The organism is Streptomyces rishiriensis (assembly GCF_003112535.1).
Lineage (GTDB): Bacteria > Actinomycetota > Actinomycetes > Streptomycetales > Streptomycetaceae > Streptomyces > Streptomyces rishiriensis.
The window spans coordinates 40,053-61,114 of sequence record NZ_BEWA01000009.1 but is presented as its reverse complement, the minus strand read 5'-3'; the positions used below and the strand labels follow the sequence as shown (position 1 = coordinate 61,114).

General features: G+C 72.3%; 19 protein-coding genes. 8 read left to right on the top strand and 11 right to left on the bottom strand.

Going from position 1 to position 21,062, the window contains the following annotated elements; all coding sequences use genetic code 11:
• Nucleotides 1-95 precede the first annotated feature (95 nt).
• Nucleotides 96-569: a hydroxyphenylacetyl-CoA thioesterase PaaI gene (paaI, locus tag Sri02f_RS16340; RefSeq protein ID WP_109002039.1), complete on the top strand. Its 474-nt coding sequence runs from the start codon at nt 96-98 to the stop codon at nt 567-569.
• Here the strand turns inward: paaI and Sri02f_RS16335 are convergent.
• The 6 genes from Sri02f_RS16335 to Sri02f_RS16310 all read right to left on the bottom strand — a co-directional run bounded on the left by Sri02f_RS16335 (nt 558) and on the right by Sri02f_RS16310 (nt 7,571).
• Nucleotides 558-1,187: a TIGR03086 family metal-binding protein gene (locus tag Sri02f_RS16335; RefSeq protein WP_109002038.1), complete on the bottom strand. Its 630-nt coding sequence runs from the start codon at nt 1,185-1,187 to the stop codon at nt 558-560. The two genes, paaI and Sri02f_RS16335, sit on opposite strands and share 12 nt — an antisense overlap.
• Before the next feature lie 2 nt (nt 1,188-1,189).
• The gene (locus Sri02f_RS16330; protein WP_109002243.1) at nt 1,190-2,578 is read right to left on the bottom strand and encodes a KamA family radical SAM protein; all 1,389 of its coding nucleotides are present in this window, start codon (nt 2,576-2,578) and stop codon (nt 1,190-1,192) included.
• A gap of 16 nt (nt 2,579-2,594) precedes the next feature.
• On the bottom strand, nt 2,595-4,319 hold the full coding sequence (locus Sri02f_RS16325) for a class I adenylate-forming enzyme family protein (protein ID WP_159106714.1): 1,725 nt from the start codon (nt 4,317-4,319) through the stop codon (nt 2,595-2,597).
• 128 nt (nt 4,320-4,447) lie between these two features.
• Complete coding sequence (locus tag Sri02f_RS16320) at nt 4,448-5,809, bottom strand: flavin monoamine oxidase family protein (RefSeq protein ID WP_109002036.1); 1,362 nt, start codon at nt 5,807-5,809, stop codon at nt 4,448-4,450.
• Nucleotides 5,806-6,027 (bottom strand): phosphopantetheine-binding protein, encoded by a 222-nt coding sequence (locus tag Sri02f_RS16315; protein ID WP_109002035.1) that lies wholly within the window; start codon nt 6,025-6,027, stop codon nt 5,806-5,808. Before Sri02f_RS16315 ends, Sri02f_RS16320 begins: the two co-directional genes overlap by 4 nt.
• A complete protein-coding gene (locus Sri02f_RS16310; RefSeq protein ID WP_109002034.1) occupies nt 6,024-7,571 on the bottom strand; it encodes an amino acid adenylation domain-containing protein in 1,548 nt (515 codons plus the stop codon). The genes Sri02f_RS16315 and Sri02f_RS16310 overlap by 4 nt, the downstream gene beginning before the upstream one ends.
• A 179-nt stretch (nt 7,572-7,750) precedes the next feature.
• Between Sri02f_RS16310 and Sri02f_RS16305 the strand changes: the two genes are divergently transcribed.
• Nucleotides 7,751-8,173 (top strand): acyl-CoA thioesterase, encoded by a 423-nt coding sequence (locus Sri02f_RS16305; RefSeq protein ID WP_109002033.1) that lies wholly within the window; start codon nt 7,751-7,753, stop codon nt 8,171-8,173.
• A gap of 124 nt (nt 8,174-8,297) precedes the next feature.
• Here the strand turns inward: Sri02f_RS16305 and Sri02f_RS16300 are convergent, their stop codons facing one another.
• The 5 genes from Sri02f_RS16300 to Sri02f_RS16280 form a co-directional block, all read right to left on the bottom strand.
• On the bottom strand, nt 8,298-8,636 hold the full coding sequence (locus Sri02f_RS16300) for a chorismate mutase family protein (protein WP_109002032.1): 339 nt from the start codon (nt 8,634-8,636) through the stop codon (nt 8,298-8,300).
• Entirely contained in the window at nt 8,633-10,711 is a 2,079-nt protein-coding gene (pabB, locus tag Sri02f_RS16295) for an aminodeoxychorismate synthase component I (RefSeq protein WP_109002031.1), read from the bottom strand. Before pabB ends, Sri02f_RS16300 begins: the two co-directional genes overlap by 4 nt.
• Complete coding sequence (locus tag Sri02f_RS16290; RefSeq protein ID WP_109002030.1) at nt 10,708-10,974, bottom strand: hypothetical protein; 267 nt, start codon at nt 10,972-10,974, stop codon at nt 10,708-10,710. Before Sri02f_RS16290 ends, pabB begins: the two co-directional genes overlap by 4 nt.
• A 324-nt stretch (nt 10,975-11,298) precedes the next feature.
• Nucleotides 11,299-12,225: an ArsR/SmtB family transcription factor gene (locus tag Sri02f_RS16285; protein ID WP_159106713.1), complete on the bottom strand. Its 927-nt coding sequence runs from the start codon at nt 12,223-12,225 to the stop codon at nt 11,299-11,301.
• Between the two features lie 456 nt (nt 12,226-12,681).
• Complete coding sequence (locus Sri02f_RS16280; RefSeq protein WP_109002028.1) at nt 12,682-13,251, bottom strand: GNAT family N-acetyltransferase; 570 nt, start codon at nt 13,249-13,251, stop codon at nt 12,682-12,684.
• 460 nt (nt 13,252-13,711) lie between these two features.
• Here Sri02f_RS16280 and Sri02f_RS16275 point away from each other — a divergent pair, with 460 nt between their 5' ends.
• From Sri02f_RS16275 to Sri02f_RS16250, 6 genes are read left to right on the top strand one after another with little or no spacing between them, the layout of a single operon-like run.
• Nucleotides 13,712-15,151 carry an NAD(P)/FAD-dependent oxidoreductase gene (locus Sri02f_RS16275; RefSeq protein WP_109002027.1) on the top strand — a complete coding sequence of 480 codons (1,440 nt, stop codon included), beginning with the start codon at nt 13,712-13,714 and terminating at the stop codon, nt 15,149-15,151.
• Nucleotides 15,148-15,996, top strand: coding sequence for a N5-glutamine methyltransferase family protein (locus tag Sri02f_RS16270; protein ID WP_159106712.1), 849 nt, complete (start codon nt 15,148-15,150; stop codon nt 15,994-15,996). Before Sri02f_RS16275 ends, Sri02f_RS16270 begins: the two co-directional genes overlap by 4 nt.
• Nucleotides 15,993-17,258, top strand: a complete 1,266-nt coding sequence (locus Sri02f_RS16265) for an aminotransferase class I/II-fold pyridoxal phosphate-dependent enzyme (RefSeq protein WP_109002025.1) — start codon at nt 15,993-15,995, stop codon at nt 17,256-17,258. The genes Sri02f_RS16270 and Sri02f_RS16265 overlap by 4 nt, the downstream gene beginning before the upstream one ends.
• Nucleotides 17,251-18,555: an MFS transporter gene (locus Sri02f_RS16260; protein WP_109002024.1), complete on the top strand. Its 1,305-nt coding sequence runs from the start codon at nt 17,251-17,253 to the stop codon at nt 18,553-18,555. Before Sri02f_RS16265 ends, Sri02f_RS16260 begins: the two co-directional genes overlap by 8 nt.
• Nucleotides 18,552-19,802: an ATP-grasp domain-containing protein gene (locus Sri02f_RS16255; RefSeq protein ID WP_109002023.1), complete on the top strand. Its 1,251-nt coding sequence runs from the start codon at nt 18,552-18,554 to the stop codon at nt 19,800-19,802. The genes Sri02f_RS16260 and Sri02f_RS16255 overlap by 4 nt, the downstream gene beginning before the upstream one ends.
• A complete protein-coding gene (locus Sri02f_RS16250) occupies nt 19,799-21,061 on the top strand; it encodes a phenylacetate--CoA ligase family protein (RefSeq protein ID WP_109002022.1) in 1,263 nt (420 codons plus the stop codon). The genes Sri02f_RS16255 and Sri02f_RS16250 overlap by 4 nt, the downstream gene beginning before the upstream one ends.
• The last annotated feature ends 1 nt before the right edge of the window (nt 21,062 follow it).

The following is a 21,062-nucleotide window of genomic DNA, read 5'->3' as shown; positions in this document are numbered from 1 at the left end:
CTGGATTGTTCGATTGTTGTTGACCGCGGTCGCTTGCAGCTGGAAGGATCAGCGCGCCAAGTTCATGGAAAATCAAGGGAATTGAGGGTCATTCGATGACGGGGACCGGCGAGGAGAGCGACCTGGAGTTCGCGGCCCGGCGGCGGGCCGAGGAGCTGTACGCGAAGGACCGCACCTGCGAGCTGCTCGGCATCGCCCTGCTGGACGCCGGGCCGGGGCGGGCGACCGTCGGCATGCGGGTCACGGAGGCCATGGTGAACGGCCACGGCATAGGGCACGGCGGCTTCCTCTTCCTGCTGGCCGACGCGGCGTTCGCCTTCGCCTGCAACACGTACGGCCCGACGACCCTGGCCCAGGGCGCGCAGATCACCTTCCTGCGCCCGGCCGAGGTGGACGACGAACTGGTCGCGGAGGCGGTGGAGCGGACCCGCTTCGGGCGCGGCGGCCTGTACGACGTCACCGTGCGCCGCGCGGACGGAGTGCCGGTCGCCGAGTTCCGGGGACACAGCCACACGCTCGGGAGCCGGCCGGCTCCCGAGGCGCGGCCGCAGGACCCGTCACTTCGGTGACCATCGCGGGTCCCGGCCCAGCGAGGCGAGCAGCCGGTCCTCGGCGCTCGCCGCGCCGGCCGGCTCGACCGGCGGCCCGAACGCCGCGCCGGGGCGCTCCCGTGACGGCCCGACCGGCACCTCCTTGACGGCCACCTCGGCGGCGGCCGCGACGAGGTCGTCGTCGTAGGCCGCCGGGACGCCCAGGGAGACCGCGACGTCCCAGCCGTGCACCACGTAGTCCACGAGGTGGAAGCCGATCGCGCGCGGGGCGGCGAACCGCATGGTCGGGTGGATCCACGGCAGGACGAACGCCCGCTCGAGCACGCCGTCGGCGGCGAACGCGTCGAGGACGCGGTCGACGGAGTCGGCGTACGCCCGAAGGGGATCCGCGAGCGGCGTCTCCCGCCAGACGGCCTCGTCGACCGGTCCGCCGTCGGCGGCCGCGGCGAAACCGAGGTGCTGAGCAGTCATATGGGCGAGCAGGCGGCGCAGGGACCAGCTCCCGCAGGGGGTGGGGGCGTCCCACTGGTCGTCGCGGATCCGCGCGACGATCTCCGCGCTGCGCAGCACGGCCCTGCGGTCGAGTTCCTGGATTCCGCCGTCGGACGGGTCCGCGGCGCTGTGCCGGTCGGTCATGATCAGCCCTTCTCCTGTGCGTTCTCCCGCCACCAGCGCCGCCCCGCCTCGGGCAGCGTGGTGATGGGGTCGTAGAACGGGTGACGGCGTGCGAGCGCGTCCGGGTCGTCCAGCTCGATTCCGGTGCGGTAGTTCTTCGTCCACTGCGAGACGCCGCGTTCCCGGTCGTAGTCGACGAGTTGGTGGACCCAGCGCTTGCCGACGTACGGGACGTCGCACACGATCCGCGGCGTCGCGTACCCGGGCAGATAGCCCATGACGGCGTGCTGGAGTTCCTGCGCCTCCCAGACCGCGATGCGCCAGTGCTCGGCGTTCGGGATCATGTCGCACATGTAGAAGTAGTACGGCAGGATGTTCGCCTCGCCCTGCAGGACCATGCACAGGTCCAGCAGGGCCTTCGGGGAGTCGTTGACGCCGCGCATCACGACGCCCTGGTTGCGGATGTCGCGGACGCCCGCGTCCAGCGCGGCCCGCGCGGCCTCGGCCACCAGCGGGGTGACGGACTGGACGTGGTTGACGTGGGTGTGCACCGCCAGGTTCACGGAGCGCCGGGCCGCGGTCCGCGCCACGCGTTCCAGTCCTTCGAGGACCGTCCCCTGGAGCCAGTGCTGGGGCAGCCCGGCGAGGGCCTTGGTGGCCAGCCGGACGTCCCGGACGCTCTCCAGGTCGAGCAGCCGCATCAGGAACGACTCCAGCCGCGGCCACGGCACGTTGGCCACGTCGCCGCCGGAGACGACGACGTCGCGTACGCCGGGGTTGCGCTTGAGGTAGTCGATCATCTGGTCCTGGCGGTCGGCCGGCTTGAGGGTCAGCTTCTGCTTCTCCACCTGGGGGGTCGAGCCGCCCACCAGGTCCATCCGGGTGCAGTGCCCGCAGTACTGCGGGCAGGTGGAGACCAACTCCGCCAGGACCTTGGTCGGATAGCGGTGGGTGAGTCCCTCGACGACCCACATCTCCGCCTCGTGGAGCGAGTCCCGCTCGGCGTAGGGGTGGCTCGGCCACTCCGGTTCCCGGTCGGAGGCGACCGGCAGCATGTACCGGCGGACCGGGTCGGTCAGGAAGGCGTCCGTGAAGGCCGCCGCCCGCGTGGGCGCGTCGGGCGCCATGGTGTTGAGCATCTGCGGGGTCAGCAGCATCGACATGGTGGCGAAGCGCTTGTGGTCGGCCTCCAGATCGTCGTAGAAGCGGTCCTCCAGCAGCGGGCCCATCACCGCTTTCAGCTGTCTGGCGGTCTTCACGCAGTGCGCGCGCTGCCACTGGGCGTCACGCCACTGGGCGTCGGTGACCTCGCTCCAGCCCGGCAGACGGCGCCAGTCGGGTTCTACCGGGATCACGCGCTCGTACTCGTAGGGCTGCGGTACGGGCAGGGTGTGCGGTCCCTGTGACGTCATGATTCCCATCGGATTCCTACCTGATCGACAGGGCGGGTACGGCGCCGGTGAAGAGCGTGGCCCAGCGGGTGCGCAGCTCCCGCTTGAGGACCTTGCCGGTGACGCCGGTCGGGAAGTCGGCCGGGTCGCGGGCGATGATCACGGCCGCCAGCGGCGCGAGACCGACGGTGGCCAGTTCCTTGTTGGCCCGGGCGCACAGCTCCGTCGCGGAGGGCTCGGCGACGCCCGGCTGCAGCCGTACGACGGCGATCGGGACCTGTCCTGTGCCGTTCTCGGCCGGCACGCCGACGACGGCGCAGTCCTGGACCACGTCCCCGCAGTCGGCGAGCAGCACCTCCTCCGCGGGCAGGCTGTAGACCGGGCCGTCCGCGGTGTCGATGACGTCCACGGTCCGGTCGAGGTGGTAGAAGTTCCCCTCCTCGTCCCGGCGCGCCACGTCGCCCGTCAGCCAGTAGCCGTCGACCTCGAAGCTGCGGGTCAGCTCGGGGTCGTTCCAGTAACCCGGGGTGCGTGAGGGGGTCTTCACGGCCAGCAGGCCGACCGTGCCGACGGGCGCCTCGCGGCCGTCGGCGTCGAGGACGACCGCGGCCGTGACGACCTCGGTGGGCTTGCCGACGCAGCGGTCGTCGCGCTTCGACTCGGGGGTGGTCACCTGCCCGAACAGGGCCATGCCCATCTCGGAGGAGCCCAGTCCGTCGATGAACTGCGAGCCGGGGACGGCCTCGTCGTTCGCGTGGTCGCGCGGCAGCAGCCACGGCTTGATGAGCCCGGCGGGCCGTTCGCCGAGTTTCACCAGGCGACGGATGTGGCCGTAGTGGGCGCCGTCGCCGGTGTTGAACCAGCTGTGCACCTTGGCGGCCGCCCGCGTGGGCGGCTCTCCGGTGGCGAGCTCGACGAACGTGCGCGGGAAGGAGGCGACCATCGTCGGCCGGAACGCCTCCATGACCGGCTCCACGACGGCGCGCCGCCAGTCGCCCATGACGACCGTGGGCAGCCCGAGCAGGGTGGCGGTGAGGAAGTAGCTGAGTCCGCCGGCGTGGGTGTGCGGCATCAGCGACATCAGGCGGTCGTCGGGCGAGGCGGGGAACCGCTCCATGCGGGGCTCCTTGCCGGCCCAGAACTGACGGTGCCCGAGCATCGTGGACTTCGGGGTGCCGGTGGTCCCGGAGGAGTGGATGAGCGCCACGATCTCGTCGTCCGCGTGCTCGTGGGGGTATCCGTCGGGCAGCGGGCCGCTCGGGTCGTACGCCTTGATCTCGGCGGCCGGGACGACGAAGCGGGGCCGGCGGCGGTTGGCGTCGGCACGGTACGCGGCGACCAGCCGGGTCGGGTCGTCGGCGACCAGGCCCACGGCGCCGACGTGGTCGATGTAGCGCAGGGCCGTGACCTCGGGCATGGCGGCGTTGATGAGGGCCGGCACCGCGCCGAGGGCGGTGAGCGCCAGGAAGTGCAGCAGCGGTTCGAGGCCCTCGGCGACGAGAATGGCGACCGGCTCGCCCTTGCGGACCCCGTTGGCCAGGTACCAGTGGGCGTACCGGTCGCGCAGCGCTGCCAGGTCGCGCAGGCTGTGGCCGCGCAGCACGACCTGGCCCCGGTGGTCGGTGCTGTGGGTGAAGGCGTACGGGACGGTGTTGTTCGGGTTCGCCTCCAGCGCTTTGTGCAGGAAGTTGCCGGCCCCCAGGGAGGGGTCGGTCATGAACTGCCGCCGGACGGCGAGCGGGGCGATCGGGCTGGTGGTCACGGTGCTCTCCTGAGAACGTCGGGGTGGTCTCGTGACTCGGGCCGGTGGTCGTCCGGCCCTGTTGCGCCGGACGGCTCCCATGGGCGGACGACTCCCACGGGCGGACGACTCCCATCGGCGGCGGCCCGCTACGGGTGGGCGGCCAGTTCCGCGGCGGCCCGGTGGCCCGATCGGACGGCGCCTTCCATGAGTCCGAAGAACTCGGTGCTGGTCTCGGTGCCGGCCCAGTGGACGCGGCCGTGCGGCCGGGTCAGGCGGGGGCCGAGCGCCGACCAGTCGCCGGGGCCGAACAGGGCGGCGTAACAGCCGCGGCTGTAGGGGTCGTTGACCCAGTCGGTCACATGGAAGCCGATGGGTTCGGGCAGGTCGGGGAAGAGCCGGCCGGCCTGGGCGACGGCGGCGGCCCGCTGTTCGGCGAGGGGCAGCGCGGCGAAGCGGCGGGCCTCCTCGCCGGTGACGAAGCCGGTCAGGATCCCCGCGCCGCCGTCGGCGGGCGAGTCGTCGACCGTGGACAGCAGCGGGCCCTCGGCGCTCACCGACCAGCCGGACAGGCCCTGTCGGCGCCAGAGCGGCGACGGGTGGACCAGGTGGACCTTGACCGCGCAGCCGGGCCCGGTCCGCTCTCCCGAGCGCGGGGCGGGCAGTCCGGGCGAGAAGTCGATCCCGTCGGCGAGGACCGGGGGCAGCGCGACGATCACCGCGTCGGCGCGGGTGACGCCGCCCGCCGAGCGCACCGTGACGCCGGTGTCGTCCTGTTCCACCGCGGTGACCGGCTCGGACAGGCGCACCCGGTCGCCGAGTCCGGCGCGGAGAGCCTCGCTCAGCCGGTGCGCGCCGCCGTCGATCCGCCACTCCTGAGCGCCTCCGGCGAAGGCGTTGAGGTAGCGCAGGCCGCCACCGGAGCGCAGGTAGAAGGCCATGTGCAGGACGGACACGTCGGCGGGGGCGGCGGCCATCATCTCGCCGAGGAACAGCGGGAAGAACAGCCGGCTGTCGGGGTGACGCAGATGGGCGTCCGCCCACTCGGCGGCCGTCATGGCGTCGAGGCGCCCGGCGTCCGGGGTGAGCCAGGGGGCGTCGGTGCGCACGGAGCGCGTGACCTCGTCCAGCAGGTCGAACAGCTCGCCCAGCGCCACGCCGCTCAGCGGAGGGAAGCGCCCGGGAACGCTGTCCGCCCGGGCGGCGCCGGAGACGTCGAAGCGGCTGTCCCCCTCCATGACGGTGGGCACGGTCTTGAGGCCGGAGCGGGCCATCAGCGCGAGCAGTTCGGTGTGCCGCTCGCCCAGGTAGGCGGCGCCGGCGTCGGCCCAGTCGCCGGGGGCGACCTCGATGCCGTGCGTCCTGCCGCCCACCCGGTCGCGGGCTTCGAGGACCTGGACGTCGACGCCGCGGCCGGCGAGGTCGGTGGCGGCGGTGAGGCCCGCGAGCCCCGCCCCCACGACGACCACGCGCGCCGGGACGCTCGTCGGCGCAGTCGGGGAAGGGCTCATCGGGACACGCTCGCGACACGGTCGGCGAGCAGCGCGGGCGTGGGAGCCACGAGGAGGTCGTCGAAGGTCAGCTCCACCCCCTGCGCGCGGGCGACGGCGCTCAGGACGCGGGTGCCCATGAGCGAGTCGCCGCCGGACTCGAAGAAGTCGGTGTCCGCCGTGACGCCGTCGGTCTCCAGAACCCTGCGGAAGATGGCGACCATGTCGTCGGGACTCATCGGTTGTCCTGTTCTGTGAGGCCGCCCCGGTGTTCCGCGGGGGCGGACGGTGCGGCGGCGGGTGAGTGACGTCGGTGGGTGCCGAGCCGGTCGATCTTTCCGCCGGCGGTGTGGACGAGTCCGGGGACGACGGTCACCCGGTGCGGGACGAGATGGCCGGGCACGCTCGCGCGCAGGTCGCGCAGGACCTGCCGGGCGAGAGCGGCGTCGTCGGCGTCGGCGCGCTGGGGCACCACGTACGCGGTCACGGTCGTGCGGTCCTCGACCCGGGTGCCGACGACGACCGCGACGCCGACCTCCGGGTGGGCGGTGAGATGGGCCTCGATCTCGCCGGGGTCGACACGGATGCCCCGTACCTTGATCTCGGCGTCGAGGCGGCCCTCGTGGACCAGGTGACCGTCCGGCCGGCGGGCGACGCGGTCGCCGGTGCGGAACCAGCGCACGGGTCCGTCGGGGCCCTGACGGGTCACGAAGCGCTCGGCGGTGACCTCCGGCAGATCGCGGTAGCCCAGCGCCAGCGCCGGCCCGGAGACCAGGAGTTCGCCGTCCGGGCCGATGGCGTCGGTGACGTGCGGCAGCGGCCTGCCGACGGGGACGCCGCCGTGCTCGCCCCACCAGGCGCCCGGTCCGGGCGCCCCGGGACCGTGCAGGTCCACCGCGTGCGTGATCAGCGTGGTCTCGGTGCACCCGTAGGTGTTGACCAGCCGGACGCGACCGGTGTCGCGGGTCCGCCACTCGGCGAGCCGGGCGGGGCTGACGGCCTCGCCGCCGATGACCACCGTCCGCACGCAGTCGGGCAGTTGCTCGTCGCTCTCGGCGAGGTGGCGGACGAGCTCGTGCCAGAAGGCGGTCGGCAGGTCGAGCAGCGTGACACGGGTCGCGGCGACGGCCCTGAGCAGTCGGGGGATCGACCCCGTGTACGCCTCTTCGTGGAAGACGAGCGTCGCGCCCGTCGTGAGGGCGGGGAGGATCTCCTCCAGGCAGGTGTCCCAGTTGAGCGAGGCGAACTGCAGGACCCGGTCCGCGGGGGTGAGGGCGAAGAGGTCGCGCAGCGAGGCGACCGAGGCGGCGATGGCGCGCTTCGGGGTGAGGACGGGCTTGGGCCGCCCGGTGGACCCGGAGGTGAAGAGCGTGTACGCGGGCGCCTCCGGGTCCCCCGCCTCCGGGGCCGGCGATGCGCGGTGCGCCCCGTCCGCTGCGGTGTCCGGCGCCGTCGTCGGCACGGGGACGAGGCCGGACGGTCCGAGCACCCGGGTGCAGCCGGCCGCCTCCAGGAGCGCCTGCCGCCGTGCGGCGGGGAAGGACGGGTCGACCGGGACGTAGACGCCGCCCGCGGCCAGGATGCCCAGGAGGGCGACGACGGTGGCTTCGGAGCGGTCCGTCAGGACCCCCACCGGTCCGGGCGCGGTCCCCAGTTCGCGGGCCGTCGCACGGACCCGGTGGGCCAGTTCCGCATACGTCGACTCACGTCCGTCGCATTCGATGGCGCACTTTTCGGGAAAGGTGCGAGCCATTTCCAGAAAGGCGGGCACTATACCCACCATCAAGATATCCCTTCATTTTCCAGCATGGCCATGACGCTATCACTCCAAAATCTCGACGAGTCAAGAATAATTCAGCACGTGATCCGCGTCACATGAATTTCCGGGGAGCCGATGCGGTCTTGCCCGGCCCATCTGCATGCGGTAGGAATTTATCCATCCACGAAGGAGGTCGACTGCGCATGACGAAACCGTTCCAGTTGCGGATCACCGTACGGGGCTATGAACTCGACACACAGGGACACCTGAATCAGGCCGTCTATCTGCAGTACTGCGAGCATCTGCGCTGGGAGAGCCTGCGCGCGGCGGGCATCTCGCAGGACAAGCTGATCGCCACGCAGATCGGCCCCGCCGTCCTGGAGAACACGATGCGCTTCCGCAACGAACTGCGCGGCGGGGACGAAGTCGACGTGACCTGCCAGTGGCTCTGGGGCGAGGGCAAGACCTTCCGCGTCGAACAGGAAATCCGGCGCACGGACGGCGTCCTCGCCTGCGAATTGTCGAGCGTCGCCGGACTCATCGACCTGACGCAGCGCAAATTGATTTGCAACCCGGCCGAGCATTTCGCCAAACTGGCCGACCATCCGGAGATCATGGGTCTCTGAGCTTCGCTGAGCCCCACCGGACGAGAGCGTCCGAAAAGCACCCGAGGAAGATTCGCCCCGTATCCCGCGGCAGAATCCTCCGAGGGTGCTTTCGTATGTCCCACCCCGTCCGCCGCTCTGAAGGTCACTCCTGCTGCGACGCCCTCCGTCCTGCCGGCGCGTGCGCCGACGGGAGCCGCGAGAGCGTGAGCAACGCCCGCCCGATGTCGGCCCCGTGGCGGCCGAGCGCTTCGGCGTACCGTCCCAGCACGGCGTTCTCCCAGGCGAGCTCCGAGGCCGGCAGGCCCGAGAGGCGACGCGCGGACTGGTCGTACCGGGCGAGCTCCGCCCGGCGCAGCACCAGGGTGATGATCTGGCCGTCGAGGTCGGCGAGCAGCGCGCGGATCTCCTGTTCCCCGGCGCTCGCGGGAACCGCCTGAGGCGGCTGCGCCACCGGGGCCGGCAGGTCCAGGGCCGCGCTCACGCGTCCACCGCCTCGCCCGGCACCAGCTCCGCGCGGGCCGTTCCGGCCGCGATGGCCGCGGTCATCGTCCGGGACTTGACCAGGGTCTCCTCGTATTCCTCGGCCGGCTCGGACAGCGCGATCACCGCTCCGCCGACGCCGAACGACGTTCCCTCGCCGGTGGCGACGATCGTGCGGATCACGATGCTGAGATCGGCGGCGCCGCCCAGCGAGAACCACCCGAGGGCGCCGGAGTACACCCCGCGTGCCCCGCCCTCCAGCCGGTCGATGATCTCCATGGTGCGCAGCTTGGGCGCCCCGGTCATCGACCCGCCGGGGAACGACGCCCGCACGCAGTCCACCGCCGAGACGCCCTCGCGCAGCGTCCCCCGCACGGTGCTCACGAGCTGGTGCACCGGCGCGTAGGTCTCGACGTCGAACAGCTTGGGCACATGGACCGATCCGACCTCGCACACCGTGTTGAGGTCGTTGCGCAGCAGGTCCACGATCATCAGGTTCTCGGCGCGGTCCTTCTCGCTGGCCAGCAGGCCGTCCCGCAGCGCCCGGTCCTGCCCCGGGGTGGCGCCCCGCGGCCGGGTGCCCTTGATCGGCTTCGACTCCGCGACCCGGTCCGTCCCGATGCTCAGGAACCGTTCCGGGGACGCGCTGAGCACGGCCACTCCGGGGAAGTCCAGGAGCGCGCCGTAGGGGACGGGGCTGATGTCCCGCATCAGCCGGTAGGTGGCCAGCGGGTCGACGACGGTGGGCGTGGAGACCATGTTCGTCAGACAGATCTCGTACGACTCCCCGTCGCGGATCTTCTCCAGGCACTGCCCGACGCGTGTCAGGTACTCCTGTTCGTCGTGCCGCTGCGCGAGGGCGGCGACGGCGAGCGGGGGCGCCTCGGTGAGCGGTGCGCGCTCGCGGTCGGTCTGGTCGGGCAGCACCGCGAGGCGGCCGGTCGTGGCGTCGAGCCACTTGACGGCCTCCGGGTCGTCCGGGCCGGTGCCCAGACAGAGCAGATAGGTGCAGCGCGCGACGTGGTCGACGACGACGGCGCGGTCGGCGAAGAGCAGGGCCGCGTCCGGGGTGGGCGCGGTGTGCGCGGCGCTCGCTCCGGCCTCGGCCTTGAGTTCGTAGCCGAGGTAGCCGACGTAGCCGAGGTTGAAGGAGAACGGCAGCTGTGGGTCCGCCGGCAGCGCCCGCCGCCGTAACTCGGCGTCGAGGTAGTCGAAGAAGCCGCTGGTCACCTGCTCGTCGGTGCGGTCGGTCCGCTCGATCCGCACGGTGCCGGTCGCGACCCGGTAGGTGAGGTACTCGGCGAGCGGACCGCTGCCGTCGCCGAGGAAGGAGAAGCGGGAGTCGCCGTCGGCGTGCGAACCGCTGTCGAGCCAGAAGCTGTGCGGCCGGCCGGCGAACAGCTCGGCGTACACGGCCTCCGTGTCGGGCGCCTGGTCCAGGCGGCGGGTGTGCAGGCGGTACGGCGAATCGGCCGGAGTCCCGACCGCCGCGCGTCCCAGGGACAGGTCCCGGAAGTTGGCGAGCAGTTCGCGGCCGAACTCGCTGGATATGGACTCGGGGTGGAACTGGACGCCCCAGACGGGGCGCGTCCGGTGGCGCAGCCCCATGAGGACGCCGTCCTCGGTCCAGGCGACGCCCTCCAGTTCGTCGGAGAGCGCGGAGACCGCGAGGGAGTGGTAGCGGACCGCGGAGAACGGCGAGGGCAGCCCGGCGAAGAGGTCCTCGCCGTTGTGCACGATCCGGGAGAGCCGGCCGTGCATCGGCTCGGGGGCGTGCTCGACCGTGCCGCCGAACAGGGCGGCGATGCCCTGGTGCCCGAGGCAGACGCCGAGGACGGGCAGTCCGGAGTCGCGGATCGCGCGGCTCCCGACGCCGAAGTCACGGTCGCGGTCGGGGCGTCCGGGGCCGGGTGAGACGACGATGTTGTCGTAGTCGCCGAGGTGCAGGGCGGCCCAGTCGACGTCGTTGCGGACGACGACGGGCGGCTGGCCGTTCACCTCGCCGAGGAGTTGGTAGAGGTTGTAGGTGAACGAGTCGTAGTTGTCGACGAGGAGCGTGCGGACGGGGCGGCTCATGAGGCGACGTCCCTGACCGGCCGCCGGCCGTCGGTGTCCGGCGCGTCGGTCACGGGCTCCTCCACAGGGGCGCTCTCCTCGGTGATCCGGTCGTACGTCCGCCGCGTGCGGGTGGCGGCGGCGCCGTGCTCCCGTTCGTGCTCCGCACCCAGGACGCGGATGTCGGTCCGGGCCGTCCGGGGGTGCGGCGATGTCGCGTCGATGAAGTCGAGTTCAGCGCGCAGACCAGCCAGCCCGACTTCAGGGCTCGAGGTCGTCGTCATGCCTGTGCCTTTCTGAACGTCGTGGTGCAACGGGCTGGTTCCGTCGGGTGTGGGGGCTCCCGATGTCGGGCAGGCACGGCCCAGTACGGCCGCGCGTCGGTGCAAGGACTCGTGACGGCAGGACCGCTCGGCGCCTTTGCCCAGCGTCCTGCCAAGGTGGCGCTTTGAGCCAAACACACGGCGCGGAGGGCCCCCAAAGCTTTTAGCTGGGGCTAAAAGCTCCGCGCGGGGCGGGTCCGGGGACGGCGACGGCGGCCGGCCCCGGCGGCCGGCGAGGGCCGAAGGGGGCGGCCGCCGAGGTTCGGAGGGGGCGGTCCTGGCTGGTCAGACGGCGCGGCCGGCGGTGTGCTCGGCGCCGCGGACGAGCGCCTCGCCCGTCTCCGTGAGGGTGTGCACCACCCGCTGCCCCGACCGCTGGCTGGTGACCAGGTCGCAGCCTCTGAGCACCGAGACGTGCTGGCTGATGGCGCCCGGGGTGACGTCGACCATGGCGGCCAGCTCGCCCGTGGAGGCGGGGGTGAGCAGGGCTTCGAGGACCGCGGCGCGGACTCCGCCGAGCAGCGCCCGCAGCGGGCTCGGGCGGTCCTCGCCGTGGTGACGCCAGATGTCGGCGACCGCGGGGCGCGGATACACGATCATCGCCTGGAGCGGCGGCAGCATGGTCAGCACTTCCGGGCCGCAGAAGACGCTGGGCACCAGCACGATGCCCTGGCCGTTGAGCGACTCCTCGAAGGCGTAGCCGCTGCGCACGACGAGGCGGTCGTCCTGCCAGCCGATGCGCTCGTTGAGGGTGGAGAAGACGGAGGCCGCCCCCGAACTCTCCATCACCCGCATCCGGGAACGGACGTCGGACACGAGCCCGGCGTGCAGCTTGTGCCAGGACGGCTCGAGGGCCACCCTCCAGTAGGCGCGCAGCCGTTGGGTGATCTGCTGGACCGCCTTCTCGGGCTCGTCCAGCATCTGCCGGTGCAGCGGCGCCGTCTCCCGGCGCCAGGCGAGCGGCGTCCCGGTGTCCCCCACCATCCAGGCCAACTCGTCGACGAAGTGGGAGATGCGGGTGGCGCGCACCGCTTCCAGCTCGTTCTCGAAGCTGGAGGGCGTGCCCGTGGGCGGCGGCGTGAGGAAGTCCGGCACGTATCCGGTGGGCGGGATCACGGCCCGCAGCGGCCCGAGATCGAGATCCTTCAGCCGGTGCAGAACGTCGTCGACCCACGGCTGGTGCTGCCTTCTGCGCTCGGGGGACGCCAGCATGCGAAAGCTGTAAACGGTTTCCCCGAGCGGAGACATTGAAAATCGAACTTTCGCGACGTCATCGGCGGTCGCACTGTAGCTGATCAACGTTCCCCCGTTTCTCTGCTGCACCTGCTCCTCTCACGGTAGGCCGCAGAAGGCGCCCTTGCGCAACGCAATCCGGCTGCGGATCCCGGCGGCCGAACGAACGCCGCCGCAACGGGACAAGACCGACCGATGACGAAAGGGACCGTGCACCCCGCCGATCGCGGCGGAGACGCACGGCCTTGACGAGGTTCGACTCGACTTCACCCCGCGGGAATCCGAACCCGTCAAGCGGTATTCCGGTCAGGTGGCGGCCCGTGACGCACCCGATGAATTCGGCCATAAACATGTCCGGAAACCGCACCCCGGTCCGCCCGCACCCCGGTCCGCCCGGTCCGCCCGGGCGTCGGGACCGACTGGGCCGGCGCCGCCCTAGTCGGTCCCGGCGGGGGCGACCTCCCGGGCGAGAACCGCGTACACGTACTCGCTGCCCCAGCCGCGGTCGTCGCGGTCGTTCTCGATCAGATGCGCCTCACGACGCATCGACAGCCGCTCACAGATCCGCTCGGAGGCCGTGTTGTCGGCGTCGATACGGGCGAACAGCCGGTGCACGTCGAGCTGTTGAAAGGCCAGGTCACGCAGGGCGAGGGACGCCTCCGTGGCATAGCCGCGGCCCCCGTGGTCGGGGTGGAAGACCCACCCGATCTCGGCCTGCCGGGCGTACGCGCTCGCCAGCGTGACCTGCACCTCGCCGATCACCCCCGGGGTGTCGCGGCGGCACACCGCCAGCGTGAGGTTGTCCCCGTCCTCCTTCCAGTGCGTGCCCTGCCCGATGCGCTCGATGACCTCGGCGCAACGGGCGCGGTCGCGCGGCGGCCGGTACAGAAACCTGGCCACTTCGGGCAGTTGCTGATACGCGTGCATGTCGTCGAGGTCGTCCGCCGTGAACAGACGCAGGACCAGCCGATCGGTCGTCACCGGCTGGGAAATCGCGAAATTCATGGGTCCAGCTTCCCTATTCATAGGATTGACACCCCATCATGCGCAACTTAGACTCCACGGCGCTACCTGGCCAGTGGCATCTGCAACGGGGGAACATGAAGCAATGCGGCGATGCGCACAGTCCTGGGCCCATGTCGGGGGCTTGTCGGACTGGACCACCACCCCATTCCTCACCACGTTTCAGAAGCGGCCCTCAGAGGCGGCTGAAAGCGGACGCATAGGCGGCGTGGCAGTACCCACGTCGTCGCGGAGCCGCAAAGTGGCCTGCCCTTCATACCGCGTATCACGCCCCTGTGGCAGGCGTGCCCGCGGTGGCACCACGTGACCCTGGACAGCACGGTCCGAGCGGCCGTTCAGCGACCGGTCCAGTGCCCGTCCAGGCACCACGACATCCCCACCTTTCTCACGGCCGGAGCACGCGCCGAGCGGCGCCCCCGTGCCCGTAGACACGAGGAGAACCATGTACGCAGGGCCACAGCAGACTGCCGTCGTCGTCGGCAACGGAGCAGTCGGCGCCTCCATCGCCTATGAGTTGAGCAGCCGCGGATTCCAGGTCACCCGCGTGGGCCGGGAGAACCGCCCCTACGCCGCCTCGCTCGCCGCCGGCGCGATGCTCGGCTGCTTCGGCGAGGTCACCACGTCGCTGCTGGCCAGCGACCACGGCCGGGCCAAGCTCGACATGGACCACCGGGCCCGCCGTTACTGGGCCGAGTGGGACGAGCGCCTCAGCCAGGACTCCGGCGACTCCCGCACCCTCTTCAGCGCCGACGGCACCTTCGTCCTCCTCAACACGATGGGATCGGCCGCCGTCGACTCCGGCAACTTCCGCGCCATCGAGGCGACGCTGCAGGAGTACAAGGAGCCGTACGAGACGGCCGACCCCGAGGACCTGGACTGGCTGGCCCCCAACGACCTCTCGCGCTCGCTGCGCGGCATGTACATCCCGGGCGAACACGCCGTGGACTCCCACCGGTTGCTGGTCAAGCTGGACCAGGCGCTGGTGAAGTCCGGCGGCCGAGTGGTCGACGCCGAGGCGCTGCGGGTCCGGGTGGCGAACGGCCGCGTGACCGGCGTCGAGCTGGCGAACGGGGAGATCCTGCCCGCCGACCACGTCGTCGTGGCCGCCGGCGCCAAGTCCCTCGCCCTGCTGGACGAGGTGGCCGAGGCGCGCGCGCAGATGCCGCCCATGGTGAGCGGTTACGGCGTCTCGGTGCTGGTCGAGACCGAGGACCGCGCGCTGCCCTCGTCCGTGGTGCGCACCCCCAACCGGGCCTTCGCCTGCGGTCTGCACGCCGTGCCCCGCGCCGACGGAGTGATCTACCTCGGCGCCACCAACATCATCTCCGAGCAGCCCCGCCGCTTCGCCGCCGTCGGCGACCTGCAGTTCCTGCTCGGCTGCGCCGTGGACCAGCTGCACACCAACCTCTCCGAGGGGTCCCTGCTCTCCGTGCAGGTCGGCAACCGACCCGTGCCCGCGGACGGTTTCCCGCTGGTGGGCAACGCCGGCGCGGAGGGGCTGTGGCTGGCCACCGGCACCTACCGCGACGGACTGCACCAGTCCCCGCTGCTCGCCCGGCACATCGCCACCCTCGTCGAGGGCGGCACGAGCGAGTTCGACTTCCTGTCGTCCTTCTCCCCGGTGCGCGCCCCGCTGGCCGGCGGGACCCGCGAGCAGGTCGTGACCACGGCGGTCGAGCACATGATGGCCACCGGCTACGAGTACAAGTGGAACGTCACACCGGAGTGGCCGCCGCGCATCGAGCGTCATCTGCGCCGGTTCTACGGCTCCCTGGTGGAGGAGCTGCACCCGACGTTCACGCCCCCGGCCGAACTCGTCGCCGCGATGACCGACGGGATCCGCGCCTCCCTCACGCGCTACTACGCGGCGTGGTCGCGATGACGACGGCGGAGCGCATCCGGTCCGTCCACGACGAGGCCCGCGCGCGTCTGGCCGAGGCGGGCGTGTGGGACGTCGAAGGAGACCTCGCCGCTCTGCAGGAGCGCTTCCTCGCCGGAGGGACGGCGGCGGCCGTGGCCCGCTTCGAGGCCGCCGTGGCCGAGCGCTGCCGACGCATCCCGCTCGGGCACATCATCGGTTCCGTCGAGTTCGACGGGCTCGAACTCGTCGTCGGCAGCGGGGTGTTCGTGCCCCGGCACGAGAGCACCGCGCTGGTGGCGTGGGCGGCCCAGGACGGGACGCTGCCGCGCGACGGCGTCGCGCTCGACCTGTGCTCGGGCGTCGGAGCGCTCGGCCTCGCCCTGTCGCGGCGTCGCCCCGACGCGAGGGTGACGTGCGTGGAGCGGGACGACACCTGTCTGCAGTACCTGCGGCGCAACGTGGCGCGCCACGAGGCCGTCCTGGGCACGGTCGCCGTGCACGCCGCCGACCTCACGGAGCCGGGCTGCCTCGACGCCTACGACGGCCGGACCGACCTGGTCGTCGCGAACCCGCCGTACGTCTCCCCCGAGGTGCGGCTGCTGCCCGAGTGGTCCGAGCACCAGCCGCGGGCCGCCGTCTACAGCGGCGCCGACGGGCTGGACCTGATCCGCCGGATCGCCGTCCTCGCCGCGGCGGCGCTGCGCCCCGGCGGGCGGCTGGCGCTCGAACACGACCGGGCGCAGCCCGAGCAGGTGCGCGAGCTCCTGCGCGGCGACGCCTTCGACGACGTGACCACCTTCGTCGACACCGCCGGAGAACCGAGGATCACGGTCGCCCGCCGTGCCGACCAGGAGGGAACCCCGTGAGCGCGTCCCCGACATCGCAGAACTGGCTGACCACCCGCAGGGACCGCACGTCCTCCGCCCTGGACCAGTGTTTCGCCGAGGGGCTGACCGGACACACCGTGGTCTCCCGCGACCGCAAGCGCGTCACCCTCCAGGACGGCACCACGGCCACGGAGTTCGTCTCCTGCTCCTACCTCGGGCTGGAGTCGCACCCCGCCCTGTCGCAGGCCGTGGTCGAGGCCGTCGGCCGCTTCGGCGTCCACCTGTCGTCCTCGCGCAACCGCATGCGGCCGTCCTATCTGCCCGAGCTGGAGGAACTGCTGGGGCGCGTCTACCCGGGCGCCACCCCCTGTGTGTTCACCTCCACCAGCAACGTCCATCTCGGCGTGCTGCCGCTCCTGGCGTCGGGGTCACTGCCCAGCTACCCCGTCCAGGGCGGACCGCATCTGTTCGTCGACCGGACCGCGCACGCCTCGATGCAGGTGCTGCGGGGAATCTTCGAGCAGTTCGGCCCGGTCGACCGGTTCCGCTCCGACGACCCCGCCTCGGTGGAGGAGTCGTTGCACCGGGCGACCGAGGCGGGACGCACCCCGGTCCTGCTGGTGGACGGGGTGGGCTCGATGAACGGCCTGGTGCCCGTCCATGATCTGGCGCAGCGGACGGCGGCGGCCGGCGGATACCTCTACGTCGACGACGCCCACGGCATCTCCATCGACGGCGCCGGGGGCTGCGGTTACGCCTTCGACGCCCTGGGGGGCAAGCTCCCGTACAACGTCGTCCTGGCCGGCTCCCTGTCCAAGGGCTTCGGCGGTTCGGGCGGCTTCCTCCTCGTCGCGTCCGCCGAGGACGTCGCCGTCGTCAGGAAGCTCGCCAATCCGCTGGTCTTCGGCCACTCGGTGATGGTGCCCATGATGGCCGCCAACGTCGCGGCGGCCCGCATCCACCTCTCTCCCGAGATCACCCTGCTGCAGGGGAAGTTGTGGGCGAACGCGGCCCGGCTCGACGAACTGACCGGCGGCAAGCTGTCCAACGCCGGGCTCCGCACGCCGGTGCGCGGGGCGGTGTTCGCCACCGAGGAGGAGGGGCTGCGCACCGTGCGGCGGCTCAAGGAGCGCGGAGTGATCATGCTCCCCGCGTTCTACCCGACGGTGGCGCAGGGCCGGTCCCTGCTGCGGTTCGCCCTGTCCGCACTGCACGGTGAGGAGGATCTGACCCTTCTCGCGGACACGCTCGAGGAGAGCGGGCACTACGGAAGCGGTCAGGAGCCCGACGCCCGTGACTGAGCAATCCACCTCGCCGGCCGCGGCGCAGGACCCCGGTCCGCCCGGCCCGGCGCTGGGGCCGCTGGTGCGCCCCCTCGCCGTGTCGCACTTCGTCACCTACTTCGGCGACGGCCTGTTCTACGTCTGCGCGGCGCTGTACTTCACCCGGGTGATCGGACTGGAACCGGTCACCTACGGGGCCGCGCTCACCGCCTCATGGCTGCTGGCCATGGTGCTGAGCGTGCCCGTGGGTCATCTCGCCGACCGGTTCGAGGCCCGCACCGTCGCCGTCACCCTGCTCGCGCTGGCCGGCCTGTCCCTCTGCCTGTACCTGGTGACCTCCAGCGTGCCGCTGTTCTTCGTGGGGGCCTGTCTGCTGGCGGTCTCCACCCAGGGCGCCATGTCCGCCCGCTCCGCCCTGATCGCCCGCTCGTTCCCTCCCGAACAGGTCACCCGGGTACGGGCGGTGCTGATCGCGACCGCCAACGCCGGTCTGGCGGTGGGGGCGGCGCTGGGCGCCCTCGTCATCGCCGTGGACACCGACACCGCCTACCGGCTGGCGTTCGGCCTGGACGGGCTGTCGTTCTTCCTCGCCGCGGCGCTGCTGCTCAAGGTGCCGCGGACGCTGCGCACCGCGGCCGCCTCCCCGGCGGACGGGAGCGCGGTCGCGCAGGTCGCGGCCGCGGAGGTCGGGGGCTCGCCGCTGCGGGTGTTCCGCGACCGCGGCTACGCCGCCGTCAGCCTCGTCAATCTGATCCTGATGCTCCATGTGCCGTTGATCGACGTGGCGCTGCCCCTGTGGATCGTGCGGCAGACCCACGCACCCGAGTGGACCATCGCCGCGGTCTTCGTCGTCAACACCGGCCTGGTGGTGGCCCTGCAGTACCGGACCTCGAAGACGGTGACAAGCGTCGACGCCGGTGTGCGCAGTCTGCGCGTCGGCGGACTGCTGCTGTTCGCGGGCATGGCGCTGTACTCGCTGTCCGGGCTGCCGTCCTCGCCCTGGGCGGCGGGCGGGGTGCTCCTGCTGGCGGTCACGGTCCTCACCTTCGGCGAGATCCGGCAGATCTCCAGCATGAACGAGATCAGCTTCCGGCTCGTGGCGGACGGCAGGTACGGCGAGTACCAGGGCTTCTTCGGCATCGGCTCCACCATCGCCGAGGCGGTCGGACCGCTCGCCCTCACCTGGCTCCTGCTCTCCCACGGCTCCTGGGGCTGGCTGGCCCTCGGCGCCCTCTTCCTCGTCGCGTCCTTCGCCATGAAGTACTGCGTCGCCCTCGCCCGCCGCTCTCCGCTCGTGAGGGAGAACGCCCTGTGACACCCCCCGCCCCCGCGGCCCCTCGCCGTCCCGTGCTCCTGCTGCTCAGCGGCAGTCGCAGAGTCGTCGACAAGGCCCTGGGCCTCGGTCTGGACGTGGTGCACCTCCAGGCGCCCACCATGAGCGACGCCTCGCTGGACCCGCTGTGCCTGCGCTCGGTGCGCACCGACCTGCTCGACGTGCCCGGCGTCGTGGCCACGGCCCGCGCACTGCACGAGGAGTTCGGCTTCGCCGGAGTGTGCAGCAACCACGAACCCGCGTGCGCGGCCAGCGAGGCGGTCGCCCTGGACCTGGGGCTGACCGCGCCCGGCACCGGGGTCGCCGCGCTGCTGCGCGACAAGGCCAGGACCCACGAGGTGCTCGACAAGAGCCCTTCGCTGCGCTCCCCCTGGGCCCGGCTGAACGGCCCCGAGGACGCGCTCCGGGTCGCCGGGGCGGCCGGCTGGCCGCTGATCCTCAAGCCCGTCGACGGCTCCGCCAGCCTGGGCGTGCTGAAGGTCGACGGTCCCGAGGGCCTCGACGACGCCTGGCAGCGGGTGCGGGACACGCTGCGCAACGGCCACCGGTACCACGAGGTGCTGCCCGTGACCGGCTATCTCGTCGAACCCTTCGCCGCCGGCGAGGAGTTCAGCGTCGAGACGTTCAGCCGCGGCGGCGCCCACGAGGTGCGGGCGGTGGTGCGCAAGCTCGTCGGCGGCGCGTTCGTCGAGACCGGCCACCTCGTCCCGGCCGACCTCGACGCCGGGCGGCGCCGGGCGGTCGTCGACCGCGTCACCGCCTTCCTCGACCACGTCGGGCTGTGCGAGGGCCCCGCTCACACCGAGGTCATCGTCGGCGAGACGGGCGTCCACCTCGTCGAGTCGCACGCCCGCACCGGCGGCGACGAGATCCCGGCGCTCCTCACGCTGGTCACCGGGCGGGACATGGAGGCGGACATGCTCGCCCACGCCTGCGGGCTGCCGCTGCCGCCCCCGGTGCGGCCGCTCGGCGCGGCGGCCGTGAAGCGCTATCTGCTGGCGGACCGCGCCGGCCGCGTCGCCGCCGTCGACGGCACGGCCGAGGCCGCCGCACTGCCGGGCGTGCACAGCGTGCGGGTCTGGACGGGTCCCGGCGACACCGTGCGCCCGGCGACGGCGAGCTGGGAGCGGCTCGGCGAGATCGTCGCCGTCGGCCCCGACACCGGGGCGGCCGCCGCGGCGGCCGAGCGGGCCTGCCGGGCCATCACCCTACGGATGGAGGAACAGTGAGGCTCCTCGCGGATCTCACGCTGCCACGCCCGGAGCTGCTGCGCGTCCAGGCGGACAACCTGGCGCTCATGCGGGACGCCGTGCGCCGGTCGCGGACCTGTACGGCGCTGCGCCCCCACGCGGACTCGCTGACCCCCGAAGGACTGGAACAGGTCCCGCTTACCACCCGCGACCAGCTCGCCGAGTGGAGCGTGGCGCCCGGCGCCCCGAACCGCATCACCGAGGGCGACATCCGGCTGGTGCTGCGTTCGAGCGGCTCCTCGGGCCGGGTGCGGACCCTGCTGCACGACCGTCCCTTCAACGAGCGGGTCGAGGCCCTCGGGGCGCGCGGTCTGTGCGTCGACGGACTGGGCGACAACCCGTTCGTGCTCAACTCGCTCGCTCCGGGCGACCTGTTCGGCGGCTTCGGCTTCGCGGACGCGGTGCTCTCCCGCCGTGGCGCGGCCGTGCTCCCGGCCGGGACGTCCATGCCCGCGCCCCACCTCGCGGAACTGATCGCCGACCTCGGGGTCACCGCGATGGTCGGCCTGCCGGGCTATGTCGAGCGGCTGATGGCCGAGATCCCCGCGGCCATGCTGCGGTTGCGCACGCTGTACTACCTCGGCGAGCGCATGTCCGGACCGGCCGCCGACGCGCTCGCCGAGGCCGGCTGCGCCGTCCGCTCCTTCGCGTACAGCACCACCGAGACCGGACCCATCGGGTTCCAGTGCGCCCACCTCACCGGCGCCGACCACCATGTGCACGAGGACCTGGTGATCGCCGAGGTCGTCGACGAGGACGGCCGGCGGCTGCCGGACGGGGTCGTGGGCGCGCTGGCGGTCACCGTGCCGGCCGAGACCGGCACCGCGCTGGTGCGCTATCTCGTCGGCGACCGCGCGAGCCTGCGGACCGCCGACTGCCCCTGCGGCTCCACGGCCCGGGTGCTGCGGATCGGGGCCCGCGACGACGTGTCGGCCAACCTGGACGGCACCCTGGTCACCCGCTCCATGTTCGACACCGCGCTCGGCCTGCCGCCGGACGCCCGCTACCAGGTCGGTCACGGCTCCCGCCGGGGACTGCTGCGGCTGACCCTGCGCGGCGCCGCCCTCGGCGGGCTCACGGGTGAGGCGGCGCGCACGGCCCTCGGCCGGCACCAGACCCTCCGCAAGGTCATCGGATCAGCGCGCTTCGCCGGGCTCACGGTCGACGCCGGGACCGCGCCGCGCATCACCACCCGGGCCAAGGCCCCGTTCTTCTGGGACGAAAGTGAAGAGGACTGAG